This window comes from Priestia megaterium NBRC 15308 = ATCC 14581, from assembly GCF_000832985.1.
In the GTDB taxonomy this organism is placed as follows: domain Bacteria; phylum Bacillota; class Bacilli; order Bacillales; family Bacillaceae_H; genus Priestia; species Priestia megaterium.
The window spans coordinates 2,865,624-2,880,907 of record NZ_CP009920.1; the positions used below are offsets into that span (position 1 = coordinate 2,865,624).

Below are 15,284 nucleotides of genomic sequence, written 5' to 3' on the forward strand. Positions count from 1 at the left end.
CTCTTTCTATAATATAGTCAATACATATCACGAGCGATTAGTTCAGTGGGAGAATACATCCTTGACAGGGATGGGGTCGGGGGTTCGAATCCCTCATCGCTCATACCAAAGCCGTTTTCTTATTAATAAGAGAGCGGCTTTTCTCTTTTGTTTGACAAATCAATGTTACATTAAATCTTGAGCGCGTATAGAAGAATTAAAGTATAATGAAACATAGTGCATCAGGTCATGATAAAGATAATCACTAATTTAAAATAAATGAGGGTACAAAATGAATCAAAGAAGTTTTAGTCAATATGGTCTTAGTGACAAGGTAGCTAAGGCGCTTTCTAGCCTGCAATACAATCATCCTACGGAAGTACAAAGCAAGGTGCTTCCCATCGCGCTAGAAGAAAGAGATGTTGTCGTGAAGTCTCAAACAGGAAGTGGAAAAACGGCTTCCTTTGGCATTCCACTGTGTGAATTAGTTAATTGGGAAGAAAATAAGCCTCAGGCCTTAGTGTTAACACCTACACGAGAGCTGGCCGCGCAGGTAAAAGAAGATATTACAAATATCGGCCGTTTTAAGCGAATTAAAGCAGCAGCTGTCTACGGAAAATCACCGTTTGCCAAGCAAAAAGTAGAATTAAAGCAAAAAACACATATTGTTGTAGGTACGCCTGGGCGAGTGCTTGATCATATAGAAAAAGAAACGCTTGCATTAGAGAAAATTCGTTATTTGGTTATTGATGAAGCAGATGAAATGCTAAATATGGGTTTTATTGACCAAGTAGAAGCAATTATTCAACATCTTCCTAGTGAGCGTGTAACGATGCTTTTCTCCGCTACGCTTCCTGAAGATATTGAAGAGCTTTCTCGCAAGTATATGAAAAAGCCGGTTGATGTTGAAATCAAAGCGAATGGATTAACGACAAGTACGATTGACCATTCTGTTATATCAGTAGAAAACGAACGTAAATTTGAACTGCTGAAAGACGTAACCACAGTAGAAAACCCGGACAGCTGCATCATTTTTTGCCGCACGCAAGAGCAGGTAAATACGCTGTTAGATGATTTAGATGATCTTGGGTATCCTTGTGATAAAATTCACGGGGCAATGGTGCAAGAAGACCGTTTTGAGGTTATGAATGATTTCAAAAAAGGTAAATTTCGCTATTTAGTGGCAACAGATGTAGCTGCGAGAGGAATTGATATTGATAATATCACACACGTTATTAACTATGACCTTCCGTTAGAAAAAGAAAGCTACGTTCACCGTACAGGAAGAACGGGACGTGCCGGTAAAAAAGGGAAGGCTATCACATTTGTAACGCCTTATGAAGAGAGAATGCTATCGGAAATTGAAGAATATATCGGTTTTTCAATTTCAACATCTACTCCTCCTTCTAAAGAAGAAGTACAGCAGGCAGCATCCGCTTTTACTGAAAAAATCAATGAGCGTCCAGAAGTTAAAAAAGATAAAAGCGAGTCATTAAATAAAGACATTATGAAGCTGTATTTTAACGGAGGAAAGAAAAAGAAAATTAGAGCGGTTGATTTTGTGGGAACAATTGCAAAGTTAGACGGAGTAACCGCAGACGATATTGGAATTATTACGATCCAAGAAAACGTCTCTTATGTAGAGATTCTGAATGGAAAAGGTACCAAAGTGTTACAAGCAATGAAAAACAAAACGATTAAAGGAAAGAAATTAAAAGTTCATAAAGCGATTAAATAGCAGAAGGAAGTCCATCTTTTTAAAGATGGGCTTTATTTATAGAGCCAATAAAGGAGTTGAGAGTATGAAGTACATAAAAGAAGCGTGTGCAGAAGGGTATGAGCAGGCAAAAAAAGCAGAAAAGCTAGGAGCAGACCGCATTGAATTGTGTGACAATCTCAGTCAAGGAGGCGCTACGCCAAGTTACGGCACCATTGAATATGCAAGCGAACATCTTGATACAGATATCAACGTAATTATTCGCCCAAGAAGCGGTGATTTTATATATTCCGAAGCAGAATTTCAAATTATGAAAAAAGACGTTAAAGCATGTAAAGACCTTGGAGTAAACGGAGTAGTATTTGGCATTTTAACAGAAGAAGCTGAAATCGATTACGGACGTACTAAAGAGTTAATAGCAGAAGCTCATCCTTTAAGCGTTACGTTTCATATGGCATTTGATGAGATTAAAGATAAATACAAAGCCATTGATATACTTAGTGAATTGGGAGCAGACCGTATTTTGACCAAAGGAGGGAAAGGATCTGCTTTGCAAAATCTTCATATGATCCGAGAATTGATCACATATGCTAACGACCGTATTATTATTTTGCCCGGCGGAGGAATTCATGAAAGCAACGCAGAGGCGGTTATAAAAGAAACAAAAGCAGCTGAATTACACGGAACAAAAATTGTAGGAGATTTATCTCGTTAAATAAAAAGAGGCTGGTACAAAAGCATTTTAATCCAAGTGAAAAACGAACCATTAATCAATATGTTTGATTCGTGGTTCGTTTTTTGATGGTGAATATAGTTTCATCTATCTCATTTGTTCATCTTGAGATCGAATTCATTTAGTTATGTCTCAACCTCTTTTATTTTGATGTATTTTCTTTTGCTGCTAAGCCGCTCGTCATTTTGGTACGCTGAAAGAAAAAAGAACCTACGACGAGTACAGCAATTAAAAGAGTTAAGAAGAACTGAGAACGTAATGAATCAATAAATGCCATGGCTATAAAAATACCAGTGATGGCAAGGATTGTAGCGTAAGTTAAGTAAGGAAATAACCACATTTTAATTTTTAATGCTTCAGGATTTTCTTTTTCATATTTTTTTCGCATTTTAATCTGTGAAAATGCAATAACAAGATATACAAGAAGCGCTACGCCACCTGATGCATTCACTAAAAACAAAAAGATTTTGTCCGGTGAAATGTAGTTAAAGATAACGCTAACGTACGAGATAACTGTACAAGCTAATATCGCGCTAACCGGCACGCCTTTTTTATTTAATTTCGAAAAACTTTTTGGCGCATCGCCGTTTTGAGACATGGAAAACAGCATGCGAGAACTCGTATACAGACCAGAATTCAGACAGGAAAGAACGGCTGTTAAAATAATAAAGTTCATAATTTGAGCTGCGGCCGGTACATTCACTAATTCAAGAATAGATACAAATGGGCTTTTCATTAGGCTTGACGAATTCCACGGAAGAACCGTTACTAAAATAAAAATAGAGCCTAAATAGAAAAACAAAATGCGATAAATAACGGTATTGGTCGCGATGGTAATGGCTTTTTCAGGCTGAGATGATTCACCTGCTGCGGTTGCGACAATTTCTGTTCCCATAAAAGAGAACATGACGAGGGCAATTCCTAAAAATACAGAGCTAATTCCATTTGGTAAAAATCCGCCTTTATGCAAAAGGTTAGAAGTGCCGGGAGAATCAATGCCTGGAATAAATCCACAAATAATAGCTATACCTAAAAGTAAAAAAAGAACGATGCTGACGACTTTAATGAGAGAGAACCAATATTCAAATTCTCCGAAAGATTTAACAGAGTACAGATTGGTCATTGTTAATAAAAAAGTAAGAGCAAGACTTACTCCCCAAGAGGGCAAAGACGGGAACCAGTATTGAATAATGTTTGCACCTGCAATGGCTTCAACAGCAATAACGATAACCCAGAAAAACCAGTAAAGCCAGCCAATCGTGTAGCCGGCCCAAGGGCCTAATGCTTCTTTTGCATAAGTAGAAAAAGAACCGCTGGAAGGATTTGCAGTAGACATTTCGCCAAGCATCCGCATGACTAAAATAACGAGCAAACCAGCAAATGCGTACGAAAAAATAGATCCCGGGCCAGCGGTGTTAATGAGCGATCCGCTTCCGATAAACAATCCTGCCCCGATAATTCCTCCAAGAGAAATCATGGTGATGTGCCTAATCTTTAACTCTTTCTTTAACTCTGGCTGGCTGTTCAATTGTAAAACCTCCTATATAACCTAGATTTTTAGTTAATATGGAGAATTATAGTATGTTGTAAGGCGGAAGGACAGGATGTTGTTAGAAGTTCTTTCATGTAAAAAGCCGGATATGAATTGTTGCATTCATATCCGGCTTACTCTGACACAGACATTCATTATGCGTATAAAGTATCTGATTAGCGTCTTTTTCTTTTATTATGATAAGCAATGGAGATGAATTTCTTATGAACGTTAGCTGAAAAGCAGCTGAATAATCGTTTTAGATACGTTAATCGAAAGAGGTATGCGTCTAATTAAAGGATACTATGGAAGAATTTCTAAACTCTCTCCGAAGCGCTAAATGCGGGTTTTCCTTTCTGAAAACGGGTATATATAGTAGTAAGAAGTTTATTCTTTTGCTAAGTATAAAAGAAAGATGTGCGATAGAAACAGGAGGTTATAAATAATGAAACATGTTGAAGTAGTAGAAAAAGGAGCAAATATTAACGAAGCAGTTAATCAATTTGCAGACAAAGGTTTTGAGAAAGATGAAGTATACGTGTTTACGTATGACAAGGAAAATTCTAAAAATTTAACAGAAGTAACGGACACAAATATTATTCGTCTGTCTGAAGAAGGTCCTTTACATTCAGCAGCGAGTTTATTTTTAACCAGAGAAGATGAGCTTCGAACAAAAATGGCTTCACTAGGCTTATCAAAAGATGAAACAAAAAAATATGAAGAAGAGTTAAAGAAAGGCAGTGCGATTGTAGTGGCTGCTACAGGAGAAAGAAAAGACGTTTAATTTTAATAGAGGCTATGAAAAAAGTAGTTTAGTTAAAGGGGAGATCCGAACGCGTTTGATTCTTGATAGAGAATCAAACGCGTTCGGATTTTTTTGTGGAGACGGTGTAACAAGTGATCTATACGAGCTTCTTTATCCCATTTGTTCGTCTTTAGATTTAATTGATTTCGTTATGTCTCACACTTTTTTTGTTTTTTCCAATATATGATTGATAAAACTAATGGTATTAGTTAAAATAAAAACTAATACCATTAGTTTTTATTTTATATAGTAGGGGATGAGGAAATGAAAATAGTTCGTGAAAAAATGTTGTATCAACTGACGTTTTTGCCTCGCTTTTTTCCGGTAAACTGTTATTTAGTCGAAGAGAAAGACAGCCTTACATTAATTGATGCAGCTCTTCCTTACAGCGCGTCCGGTATTTTGAAAGCTGCAGATCAAATTGGAAAACCGATTACGCGAATCGTTTTTACGCATACTCATGAAGACCATATCGGAGCAATTGATACTTTGAAAAAAAGCTTGCCGAATGCTTCCGTTTATATGTCGCAAAGAGATTATCGATTATTTTCAGGAGATTTAACAATCGATTCGGAGGAACCTCAAAACCCGATTCGCGGAGGGGTTCCAAAACTAGGAAAGATTTCAACTGAAATTGATCAGTTCATTGAAGAAGGGTCTTGCATTGGCTCACTTGCTCCTGTTTTTACACCGGGACATACACCTGGTTCTATGTCTTTCTTAGACCAGAGAACGAACGCATTAATTGCCGGAGATTCTTTCCAAGTGCAAGGAGGAGTTGCGGTATCAGGTCAGTTAAAACCGCTGTTTCCGTTTCCTGCCTTTGGAACGTGGAGCAAAGAGCTAGCGCTTAAAAGTGCAGAAAAGCTATATGAATTAAACCCGTCACTTCTTGCTGTTGGACACGGAAGAATTCTTTCTCAGCCGCTAAAATTGATGGAAAAAGCAATACAACAAGCAAAAGTAAAAATGGAAAAAAGGAGATGAAGAGATGTCGCCAAGACAGGGACTAGATTTCAAAAAAGTGATTCAAACAGGTGAAGATTTGGCCAATCGTGAAGGATTTTATGCTGTTACAATTGCTTCATTAGCCAAAGAATTAAATGTCCGTCCACCGTCTTTATATAACCATATAAAAGGGTTAGAAGAGCTGCGCAAAGAACTGGCTTTAAGTGGACTGCAGCAGCTATATCATCTTCTAAAAAATGCTGTTGAACGTGCTTCTGCAGAAGAAGCTGTTTATCAGTTAAGTAAAGCGTATGTTTCATTTGTAAGGGAGTCTCCGGGAATATACGAAGCAACGGCAACGGTAGCACCAAAGATACAAGATAAAGAAGTACAAAAAGCATCTGATAACGTTGTGTCTTTAGTGTTGAATGTGTTGAAACCGTATCAACTTCCGGAAAATGCAGCTCTTCATGCTGTTAGAGGTCTTCGAAGTATTTTACATGGATTTTCTTCATTGGAGCAGCGAGGGGGATTTGGGATATCGTTAAGTACCGATGAGACACTAGCTTTTTTAATTCGTACGTTTGTATTAGGGCTGCATCAGTACGAGCAGGCTACATAAATTCTATTAATGCTACTAAACCCGTTAATTGAAATTGAAAAAAAAGAGAAAGAATGATAGATTACAAATAAAGATATTTATTCCTATTGTTTTAGGGTTGTTACTGATGGAGCAGGCAAAACCTAAGCTGCAAGGACAGAAAATGTAGTTTCTGTTTGTTGCTGTTTAGGTATTTTTTGTTTTTGTTTAAAATAACTAGCCCTTTTAATTTATTTTATAAAGGGGAAAATCTTCTGAGAATGGAGAGAAACAAATATGCTTAATTCAAGAATGATCGTCATATTACGAGAACTAATGTCCATACAGTCTACATTATCAACCGTTACGAGCGAATATTTAGCAACAGTAAATCAAGTATCTTCGCGAACTATTCGAACTGATATAAAACAGCTGGATGACATTTTGTCTCAGTACGGTGCCAAGGTTAAATCAGCTCGAGGAACAGGATACGAACTTAGCGTTTTAGATGAAAAACAGTTTCATCAGCTATTAAAAGAACTTTCGGCTAATCAATTGTTTGATGCAACCTCTATTCCAACGGTTCCTGATGACCGCGTGCATTATTTAATCAAAAGATTGCTGTTAGCAGACGAATATTTGAAGCTTGAAGATTTAGCAGACGAGTTGTATATTAGCAAATCAACGATTCAAAACGATTTAAGAGACGTCAAAAAACAGCTGTGTAAGTATGATATTCTTTTAGAAAAACGTCCTAACTATGGCTTGAAAGCTAAAGGGGACGAAATGAAAATGAGATTCTGTATGTCTGAGTACATATTCAACCGAAAAGATAAAGAAATAGATATGGTATACAATAAAATATCTATTCTGCCCCAAGAATCAATCTTAACGATTAAAGCCCACATTTTGAATCAAATAAAACGATACAATATTATGGTTTCAGACATTGGATTAAATAATTTAATCATTCATTTAGCTATAGCTTGTAAGCGAATACAAGAAGAAAATTTTATCTCTTTGTATTCAGAAGATCTGCTTGAGATTATGGAGCATAAAGAATATGAAGTGGCAGCTGAAATTGTGCGAGAGATTGAAAATGCATTCAAGATTCGTTTTCCGAAGTCAGAAACGGCATATATCGCCATTCATTTGTTAGGTACAAAAATGCTCAACAATAGCAATCATGAAGAAAAAGAAGTGAAGCAGTTTATTGACACACATATCTATGAATTAACAGCAGCTATATTAGAAGCAATTGAGAAAGAGCTTCATTTAGGAATTAGTGAAGATTCAGAGCTGATCCTTGGCATGAGCTTGCATTTGAAACCGGCTATCAATCGCTATAAATATGGAATGAATCTGCGAAACCCGATGCTTGAAGGAATTAAGAGTCATTACCCTCTGGCTTTTGAAGCTGGGATTATAGCTGGGAAGGTTTTGAAAAATCGCCTTGAAATCGACATGCATGAAACGGAAATTGGCTATTTAGCTTTACATATTGGAGGGGCCATTGAACGTCGGAAAATTATCAACCAGCCTAAGCGCTGTTTGATTGTATGCGCATCGGGAGTAGGGAGTGCCAAGCTATTATCATATAAGCTGCAGGCTACTTTTGGATTAAATCTGACTATTTTAGGAACAACGCAGTATTATAAGCTTCACCAAATGTCGCTGCACTCTTTAGATTTTATTGTTAGTACGATTCCAATTCCAGATCATCTTCCTGTTCCTGTAGTACAAGTAAGTACGATTCTAGGAAACAGTGATTTTAAAAAAATTGACTGTTTAATGAAGAACAAACAGCAGCCTTCCTTAGAATACACCAAAAAAGAATTAGTATATTTACAGCAAGAATTTCAAACGAGAGAAGAAGTGCTTCATTTTTTAGGAGAGAAATTAACTCATCTAGGACTAGTTCCTTCTCAATTTATAGAATCTGTTTTTGAAAGAGAAGCTGCATCACCAACAAGTTTTGGCAATCTCGTTGCTATTCCTCATCCTATGGTTCCTCAAACGGATACGACGTTTTGGGCCATTTGTACGTTAAAAAAACCAATTATGTGGGAAGGAAACCTCGTACAATTTATTTGCCTTTTAAGTGTAAAAGCGAATAATCAAGGCGATTTGCAAAAGATGTACAGTTTGTTAGTCCGCGTTGTGGATGATAAGCAGGTCGTGCAGCGCTTAGTAAAGTGCAAGGATTATGAGGAATTTATAGAGGTGTTTATGAAAAATATTAGATAAAAAAAGAAGTCTAAGAGAGGGGCTTCTTTTTTTATCTGAATGTTCAAACATAATTTTTCCGCTAGTAACGGAAAAAGGTTGTGTATAAATGTAAGCGCTTTTATTTTAAGATAAAACTATCAACAAAACAGATAGCAAAATAAAAAACGGGGGAATGACAAATGAATATTCTATTATGTTGTGCAGCTGGAATGTCTACAAGTTTACTAGTAACAAAAATGGAAAAAAGCGCTCAGGAGCAAAGCACGGATTATAAAATTTGGGCGGTTCCTGGTGACTCTGTTCGCAACCATATTGATCAAGCGGATGTACTTTTATTAGGACCTCAAGTGCGCTACCTATTGCCGCAGCTTAAGAAGCTAGGTGAAGAAAAAGGAGTGCCAGTTGACGTTATAAATCCTGTTCACTACGGAACGTGTAATGGAGAACAAGTGTTAAAATTTGCAGTTCAACTAGTTTCAAAATAGGAGTGTGGACTACATGAGCAAATTTAATAGTATGCTTGAAAGCAAAGTAATGCCTATCGCTGGAAAAATGGCGGGTCAACGCCATTTACAAGCACTTCGAGACGGTATTGTTCTGACAATGCCGCTCATTATTATCGGTTCAGTATTTTTAATACTGTCGAATTTACCGATACCAGGTTATAACGATCTTATGGCAGGGATTTTCGGAAAAGAATGGGCAACGAAAATGGCCTATCCAGTTGGAGCTACATTCGATATTATGGCGCTGCTTGCTTGTTTCGGAATAGCCTATCGGTTAGCTGAAAAATACGGAGTAGATGCTTTGTCCGCAGGGGCTATTTCACTTGCTGCTTTTTTACTTGCTACTCCGTATAAAGTGTCCTTTCTCCCAAGTGGAGCCAAAGAAGCTATTTTAGTAGACGGCGGAATTCCAACCGCTTTGATGGGAAGTAAAGGACTCTTTGTAGCAATGATTGTCGCGATTCTCTCTACGGAAATTTACAGATGGTTTATTCAAAAAGACATTATCATCAAGATGCCTGATGGAGTTCCTCCCGCTGTTGGAAAATCGTTTGCTGCTCTTATTCCTGGCTTTACGGTAATAGCATTTATTTGGATTTTACGTTTGTTAGTAGAACAAACGCATTTTGGAAGCCTGCATAATATCGTTGGAGAATTGCTTGGAAAGCCTTTAGGTGTGTTAGGCGGCAGTTTAGGCGGTACGCTAGTTGCCGAACTTGTTATTATGCTCATGTGGTCATGTGGACTTCATGGAGCGAATATTGTCGGTGGAATTATGGCTCCCATTTGGTATGGAGCTATGGATGAAAACCGAATTGCATTTGCTAATCATGAAGCATTACCAAATATTTTTACACAGCAGTTCTTTGATATTTGGATTAATATCGGAGGCAGTGGAGCAACGTTAGCTTTAGTCGTTGCGATGATTTTAAAAGCGCGCAGTCAACAAATGAAGCAGCTTGGTAAATTAGGAATAGGGCCAGCTCTTTTTAATATTAATGAGCCAATCATCTTTGGACTTCCGATGGTGATGAATCCAATGATGCTTATTCCGTTTATTATTACCCCTCTTGTGACGGTAGTAGCAACCTATATTGCGATGTCGACAGGACTGGTAGCAAAACCAGCAGGTATTGCGGTTCCTTGGACTATGCCTCCGATTATTTCTGGCTATTTGGCAACAGGAGGGAAATTATCGGGTGCAGTTATGCAAGCTATTAATATCGGAATTTCTGTTTGCATTTATTATCCTTTCTTTAGAATGTGGGATAAACAAAAATTCACTGAAGAAAATGGTATACAGCCTGCAGCTGAAGGGGTACCAAGTGATACAAAGAAAGATATTGTGTAAGGAGGGATAAAGGATGGAAAGCATTCAAGAATATATTTTTAAATTAATCTTACACGGTGGAAACGGCAGAAGTTCAGCAATGGAAGCGATAGCAGCTGCCAAAAGCGGAAATTTTTCAGAAGCACGTGAAAAGCTTACACAAGCTGCAGAAGAATTAAATGCTGCTCATCATATCCAAACGTCGTTAATTCAAGGTGAAATTAGAGGGGAAAGCACAGAAATTTCTCTGCTCATGATTCATGCTCAAGATCATTTAATGAATGCGATGACGGTAAAAGAAATGGCTACTGAATTTGTAGATTTATATGAAGCAATCAAAATTTCTGGGGGGATTACACTATGAAAAAAGGTATTAAGATTGTAACGATTGGCGGAGGTTCAAGCTATACGCCTGAACTAATAGAAGGATTTATTAAACGATACGATGAACTTCCAGTTCGTGAACTGTGGCTAGTAGACGTTGAAGAAGGAAAAGAAAAGCTAGAGATTGTTGGTGATTTGGCAAAACGAATGGTGAAAAAATCAGGTTTGCCAATTGATGTTCATTTAACGTTAGATCGAAGAGAAGCACTAAAAGATGCGGATTTCGTAACGACTCAATTCCGAGTTGGTTTGTTAGATGCACGAGCGAAAGATGAAAGAATACCGCTTAAATACGGGGTGCTTGGTCAAGAAACAAATGGACCGGGCGGATTATTTAAAGGACTTCGCACGATTCCCGTTATTTTAGATATCTGCCGTGACATTGAAGAGTTATGTCCAGAAGCTTGGCTGATTAACTTCACAAATCCTGCAGGTATGGTAACAGAAGCTGTGCTCCGCTATAGTAACATTAAAAAGATTGTAGGACTTTGTAATGTACCAATCGGAATGGAAATGGGGATTGCTAAGCTGCTTGATGTAGATCACTCTCGCATTCGAATTGATTTTGCTGGCTTAAATCACATGGTCTATGGATTGGATGTATATGTAGATGGTGTAAGCGTTAAAGATCAAGTTATTGATTTATTGAGTGATCCAACTAACAGCAGCTTTGTGAAAAATGTAGCGGGACTTGGATGGGAGCCAGAATTTACAAAAGCCCTAAATGCGTTAACGTGTCCATATCACATGTACTATTATAAAACGCGTGAAATGGTAGAAAAAGAGCTCGTTAATTATGAAAAAGGTGAAACGAGAGCAGAAGTCGTAAAACAGTTGGAAAAAGAGCTGTTCGAACTGTATAAAGATCCTAATCTAGACATTAAACCGCCTCAATTAGAACAGCGCGGCGGAGCCTATTATAGTGATGCAGCCGTTCGATTGATTACATCCATTTACACGGATAAAGGTGATATTCAGCCCGTAAATACTATCAATAATGGTGCCATAGCAAGCATTCCTGCTGATTCTGCCGTAGAAGTAAGCTGTATCATTACAAAAGATGGACCGAAGCCAATTTCAGTCGGCGACCTTCCTGTACCTGTGCGAGGTCTTGTCCAAACAATTAAGTCATTTGAGCGTATTGCAGCTGAAGCAGCAGTGACAGGAGATTATGATAAAGCTATTTTAGCATTAACCATTAATCCTCTTGTGGCTTCTGATAAACTAGCTAAGCAAATTGTCGATGAGATGCTAGAAGCTCATAAAGATTACTTGCCTCAATTTTTTAAAACGGTTCAAGCTTAAAATCAAGCTGTGCGAATACAGTACGTATTCGCACAGTTTTTTTCTATTTGTAAAGCTAGATTTCTGCCACCATCAATGTAACAATATAAAATAGAAACAGACAGCAAAGGGTGGCTAGAAATGATTCATTTATTAATTATGATGGTAGAACGAGTCGGAGTTATTGTCATCTTAGGTTTTTTGCTGGCACATACAAAAGTTTTTCGGCAATTTCTCCGCAAACAGCAAGGATATAAAGGAAAAGCTGTACTTATTTTTATTTTTTCTCTTTTTAGCATTATTAGTAACTACACGGGAATTGAAATTCAAGGAACAATTATTCGAAATGAAGACTTATTATTAAAAGTAGATCCATCAAGCTCGATTGCAAATACACGAATTATGGGTGTGGAAATGGGCGGTCTGCTTGGCGGTCCATTTGTTGGTTTAGGAGTAGGAATACTTGCTGGCGTTCATCGCTTTATGTTAGGAGGGAGTACGGCGTTTAGCTGTGCAGTTTCATCCGTTTTAGCAGGGGTGTTAACTGGATATATCGGCTATGCCTACCGGAAAAAACATCGAACGATTACACCGCGCTTTGCTGCACTTGTAGGCATAGCGATGGAAACGCTTCAGATGCTGATTATTTTATTATTTGCTAAACCGTTTGATTCGGCATGGACGCTAGTGAGTATTATTGCTATTCCAATGATTATTGTAAATGGCACGGGAAGCTATATTTTCTTATCTATTATTCAGTCCATTTTACGGCAAGAGGAACAAATGAGAGCGCTCCAGACACACAAAGTATTATTAATCGCGGATCAAACTCTTCCACATTTTCGTCAGGGTCTTACTAGTGAATCATGTGAAAATGTTGCAAATATTATTCATCGCTTCACAGGTACGGATGCTGTTTCGCTAACTGATACGCACAAAATTTTAGCTCATGTAGGGGAAGGAATTGATCATCACGTTCCTTCGCATAGTTTAATTACCGGGCTGTCTCACGAAGTGCTGAAGACAGGAAAAATTATGAAAGCAAAATCGAGAGAACAAATTGATTGTCAGCATAAAGACTGCCCGCTTCATGCCGCTATTGTGATGCCGCTTACTTCTCACGGTACTACCATTGGAACACTAAAAATGTACTTTAAAGATGCGAGCGGGTTAAGCCGAGTGGAGGAAGAGCTGGCAGAAGGATTAGCTAAACTTTTTTCAACTCAGCTAGAGCTCGGCGAAGCAGAGCTTCGAAGTAAATTGCTAAAAGATGCGGAGATTAAAGCTTTACAGGCTCAGGTGAATCCTCATTTTTTATTTAATGCTATTAATACGATATCGGCGCTGTGCAGACAGGATGTAGAAAAAGCCAGAAAGCTGCTTTTACAGCTAAGCATTTATTTTCGTTCCAATTTGCAAGGTGCAAGGCAGCTGTTGATTCCGTTATCAAAAGAGCTTGATCATGTTCACGCGTACTTATCGCTTGAACAAGCCAGGTTCCCTAATAAATACGAAATTGACATGTATATTGAAGAAGGGCTAGATGATGTCTTGCTTCCGCCATTTATTCTTCAAGTGCTTGTGGAAAATGCCATTCGGCACGCGTTTCCGCATAAACAAAAGCACTGTCGAGTAGAAGTTTATATTGAGACAAAAGATAAATATGTATACGTAAAGGTAAAAGACAATGGACAAGGTATAGACACAAAACGATTGCAAATGCTTGGCAATCAGCCCGTTTTTTCAGAAAAAGGAACGGGGACGGCTCTTTACAATATTAAACAACGATTGCACGGATTGTTTGGAAAAGAAACAACGCTGGAGTTTGACGTAACAGAAGGAACAGCGGTTTCGTTTGTTATACCAATTGAATTAAAAAGCGAGGGTATGTAATATGCTGCGAGTACTAATAGTAGATGATGAAATGTTAGCGCGAGATGAATTAAAATATTTATTACATCGAACGAAAGAAGTAGACTTCATTGAAGAAGCTGAAAGTATCGAAGAGGCGTTGGATAAAATGATGGATGAAAAGCCGGATTTATTATTTTTAGATATACAATTGTCAGATGACAGCGGTTTTGATATTGCTAAAAGGCTTAAAAAAATGAAAAATCCGCCAGCTATTATATTTGCAACCGCGTACGATCAGTACGCTTTACAAGCCTTTGAAGTAGATGCAATTGATTACATTTTGAAGCCTTTTGATGAAGAAAGAGTGGTGCAGGCCATTCATAAATATAAAAAAATGCGTGTTCCTCATCCCGCTGTGAAAGAAGAAGAATCGATAGGAGAGTCTTCTTCTCAAACTGGAAAGTTAGCGATTTCTGTAGACGATTCGATTGTGTTGGTGAATATAAAGGACATCTTGTTTGTAGGATTAATAGAAGGAGAAGTCACCATCCAGACTATAACAGAATCCTACCATACTGCTGATACGCTGGCTATGCTAGAAAAAAAGCTCCCTTCTCAGTCGTTTAGTCGTGTCCACAGAGGGTATATCGTCAACGTAGATCATATTTCCGAAGTACAGCCTTGGTTTAATTCTACGTATAATTTAGTAATGAAAAACGATGAGCGAGTTCCTGTCAGCCGTACATATGCTAAAGAATTGAAGAAACGTTTAGGAATTTAAAGAAAAAACAGCTTGCGTATGCATTTTGGCAAGCTTTTTTTTGCATTTCAAGGCTCGATTTTTGTAAGTGAGCACAAATATTTGACTCTTTAATTTGAAAACGCTTTCTTGTCGATTTTCATTTTATATAATGAAGTCAACAAACAGAGAGAGGTGAAAGAAATGAGTGCTAAAAAAGTGTATGGCTTCTTAACACAAGCATTTATTTTTTCCGTAATTATGTTGATTTCAGATTTTATTGCAGAGCATTTGCCTTTTCCAATGCCTGCTTCAGTCATTGGACTTGTGCTGCTATTTCTTGCACTCTGCTTGAAGATTATTAAACTAGAGCAAGTTGAATCACTGGGAACGGCTTTAACTTCTTTGATCGGATTTTTATTTGTACCAGCAGGTATTTCTGTTATGAATTCATTAGGTATTATGCAGCAGTACGGCATTCAAATTTGTTTAGTTATCATCGTGGCAACGATTATTTTGTTAGGCGTTACAGGCTTATTTTCACAGCTTATACTTGGCATGACAAAAGATAATAAAGCAAAAGAAGAAATAAAAGATGTAGATATGAGTGAAAAAACGAAAAAACAAGGTATTGCTTAACATCAATTATAAAGAGACAAGGTGGT

General features: G+C 37.7%; 14 protein-coding genes and 1 tRNA gene. 14 read left to right on the plus strand and 1 reads right to left on the minus strand.

What is annotated here, in order from left to right; genetic code table 11:
- Nucleotides 1-31: 31 nt before the first annotated feature.
- From BG04_RS15285 to BG04_RS15295, 3 genes are all read left to right on the plus strand, one after another.
- Nucleotides 32-103, plus strand: a tRNA-Val gene (locus BG04_RS15285).
- A 168-nt stretch (nucleotides 104-271) separates the two neighbouring features.
- Complete coding sequence (locus BG04_RS15290; protein WP_016763084.1) at nucleotides 272-1,717, plus strand: DEAD/DEAH box helicase; 1,446 nt, start codon at nucleotides 272-274, stop codon at nucleotides 1,715-1,717.
- Nucleotides 1,718-1,781: 64 nt separating this feature from the next.
- Nucleotides 1,782-2,411: a copper homeostasis protein CutC gene (locus tag BG04_RS15295; RefSeq protein WP_034654301.1), complete on the plus strand. Its 630-nt coding sequence runs from the start codon at nucleotides 1,782-1,784 to the stop codon at nucleotides 2,409-2,411.
- A 160-nt stretch (nucleotides 2,412-2,571) separates the two neighbouring features.
- On the opposite strand, the gene BG04_RS15300 is transcribed toward BG04_RS15295, so the two are convergent.
- A complete protein-coding gene (locus BG04_RS15300) occupies nucleotides 2,572-3,906 on the minus strand; it encodes an amino acid permease (RefSeq protein ID WP_051045938.1) in 1,335 nt (444 codons plus the stop codon).
- 499 nt (nucleotides 3,907-4,405) lie between these two features.
- Between BG04_RS15300 and BG04_RS15305 the strand changes: the two genes are divergently transcribed.
- From BG04_RS15305 to lrgA, 11 genes are all read left to right on the plus strand, one after another.
- Nucleotides 4,406-4,744 (plus strand): YflT domain-containing protein, encoded by a 339-nt coding sequence (locus BG04_RS15305; protein ID WP_013081802.1) that lies wholly within the window; start codon nucleotides 4,406-4,408, stop codon nucleotides 4,742-4,744.
- Nucleotides 4,745-5,029: 285 nt separating this feature from the next.
- Nucleotides 5,030-5,752 carry an MBL fold metallo-hydrolase gene (locus BG04_RS15310; RefSeq protein WP_034654294.1) on the plus strand — a complete coding sequence of 241 codons (723 nt, stop codon included), beginning with the start codon at nucleotides 5,030-5,032 and terminating at the stop codon, nucleotides 5,750-5,752.
- 4 nt (nucleotides 5,753-5,756) lie between these two features.
- A complete protein-coding gene (locus BG04_RS15315) occupies nucleotides 5,757-6,335 on the plus strand; it encodes a TetR/AcrR family transcriptional regulator (protein WP_034654291.1) in 579 nt (192 codons plus the stop codon).
- A 255-nt stretch (nucleotides 6,336-6,590) separates the two neighbouring features.
- Nucleotides 6,591-8,540, plus strand: coding sequence for a BglG family transcription antiterminator (locus BG04_RS15320; RefSeq protein WP_016763089.1), 1,950 nt, complete (start codon nucleotides 6,591-6,593; stop codon nucleotides 8,538-8,540).
- A 161-nt stretch (nucleotides 8,541-8,701) separates the two neighbouring features.
- A complete protein-coding gene (locus BG04_RS15325) occupies nucleotides 8,702-9,007 on the plus strand; it encodes a PTS sugar transporter subunit IIB (protein ID WP_034654288.1) in 306 nt (101 codons plus the stop codon).
- 13 nt (nucleotides 9,008-9,020) lie between these two features.
- A complete protein-coding gene (gene celB / locus BG04_RS15330) occupies nucleotides 9,021-10,379 on the plus strand; it encodes a PTS cellobiose transporter subunit IIC (protein WP_016763090.1) in 1,359 nt (452 codons plus the stop codon).
- A gap of 13 nt (nucleotides 10,380-10,392) precedes the next feature.
- Nucleotides 10,393-10,722, plus strand: coding sequence for a PTS lactose/cellobiose transporter subunit IIA (locus BG04_RS15335; protein ID WP_013081807.1), 330 nt, complete (start codon nucleotides 10,393-10,395; stop codon nucleotides 10,720-10,722).
- Nucleotides 10,719-12,047, plus strand: a complete 1,329-nt coding sequence (locus BG04_RS15340) for a 6-phospho-beta-glucosidase (protein WP_034654282.1) — start codon at nucleotides 10,719-10,721, stop codon at nucleotides 12,045-12,047. Before BG04_RS15335 ends, BG04_RS15340 begins: the two co-directional genes overlap by 4 nt.
- Nucleotides 12,048-12,167: 120 nt before the next feature.
- Complete coding sequence (locus tag BG04_RS15345; RefSeq protein ID WP_034654279.1) at nucleotides 12,168-13,919, plus strand: sensor histidine kinase; 1,752 nt, start codon at nucleotides 12,168-12,170, stop codon at nucleotides 13,917-13,919.
- A gap of 1 nt (nucleotide 13,920) precedes the next feature.
- Entirely contained in the window at nucleotides 13,921-14,661 is a 741-nt protein-coding gene (locus tag BG04_RS15350) for a LytR/AlgR family response regulator transcription factor (RefSeq protein ID WP_016763094.1), read from the plus strand.
- A gap of 162 nt (nucleotides 14,662-14,823) precedes the next feature.
- Nucleotides 14,824-15,258, plus strand: a complete 435-nt coding sequence (gene lrgA / locus BG04_RS15355) for an antiholin-like murein hydrolase modulator LrgA (protein ID WP_034654275.1) — start codon at nucleotides 14,824-14,826, stop codon at nucleotides 15,256-15,258.
- The last annotated feature ends 26 nt before the right edge of the window (nucleotides 15,259-15,284 follow it).

Excerpts from the sequence above, each read along its gene's own strand:
- BG04_RS15290 (WP_016763084.1), top strand. The coding sequence starts at position 272 with ATGAATCAAAGAAGTTTTAGTCAATATGGTCTTAGTGACAAGGTAGCT.
- BG04_RS15295 (WP_034654301.1), top strand. The coding sequence starts at position 1,782 with ATGAAGTACATAAAAGAAGCGTGTGCAGAAGGGTATGAGCAGGCAAAA.
- BG04_RS15300 (WP_051045938.1), bottom strand. The coding sequence starts at position 3,906 with ATGATTTCTCTTGGAGGAATTATCGGGGCAGGATTGTTTATCGGAAGC.
- BG04_RS15305 (WP_013081802.1), top strand. The coding sequence starts at position 4,406 with ATGAAACATGTTGAAGTAGTAGAAAAAGGAGCAAATATTAACGAAGCA.
- BG04_RS15310 (WP_034654294.1), top strand. The coding sequence starts at position 5,030 with ATGAAAATAGTTCGTGAAAAAATGTTGTATCAACTGACGTTTTTGCCT.
- BG04_RS15315 (WP_034654291.1), top strand. The coding sequence starts at position 5,757 with ATGTCGCCAAGACAGGGACTAGATTTCAAAAAAGTGATTCAAACAGGT.
- BG04_RS15320 (WP_016763089.1), top strand. The coding sequence starts at position 6,591 with ATGCTTAATTCAAGAATGATCGTCATATTACGAGAACTAATGTCCATA.
- BG04_RS15325 (WP_034654288.1), top strand. The coding sequence starts at position 8,702 with ATGAATATTCTATTATGTTGTGCAGCTGGAATGTCTACAAGTTTACTA.
- celB (WP_016763090.1), top strand. The coding sequence starts at position 9,021 with ATGAGCAAATTTAATAGTATGCTTGAAAGCAAAGTAATGCCTATCGCT.
- BG04_RS15335 (WP_013081807.1), top strand. The coding sequence starts at position 10,393 with ATGGAAAGCATTCAAGAATATATTTTTAAATTAATCTTACACGGTGGA.
- BG04_RS15340 (WP_034654282.1), top strand. The coding sequence starts at position 10,719 with ATGAAAAAAGGTATTAAGATTGTAACGATTGGCGGAGGTTCAAGCTAT.
- BG04_RS15345 (WP_034654279.1), top strand. The coding sequence starts at position 12,168 with ATGATTCATTTATTAATTATGATGGTAGAACGAGTCGGAGTTATTGTC.
- BG04_RS15350 (WP_016763094.1), top strand. The coding sequence starts at position 13,921 with ATGCTGCGAGTACTAATAGTAGATGATGAAATGTTAGCGCGAGATGAA.
- lrgA (WP_034654275.1), top strand. The coding sequence starts at position 14,824 with ATGAGTGCTAAAAAAGTGTATGGCTTCTTAACACAAGCATTTATTTTT.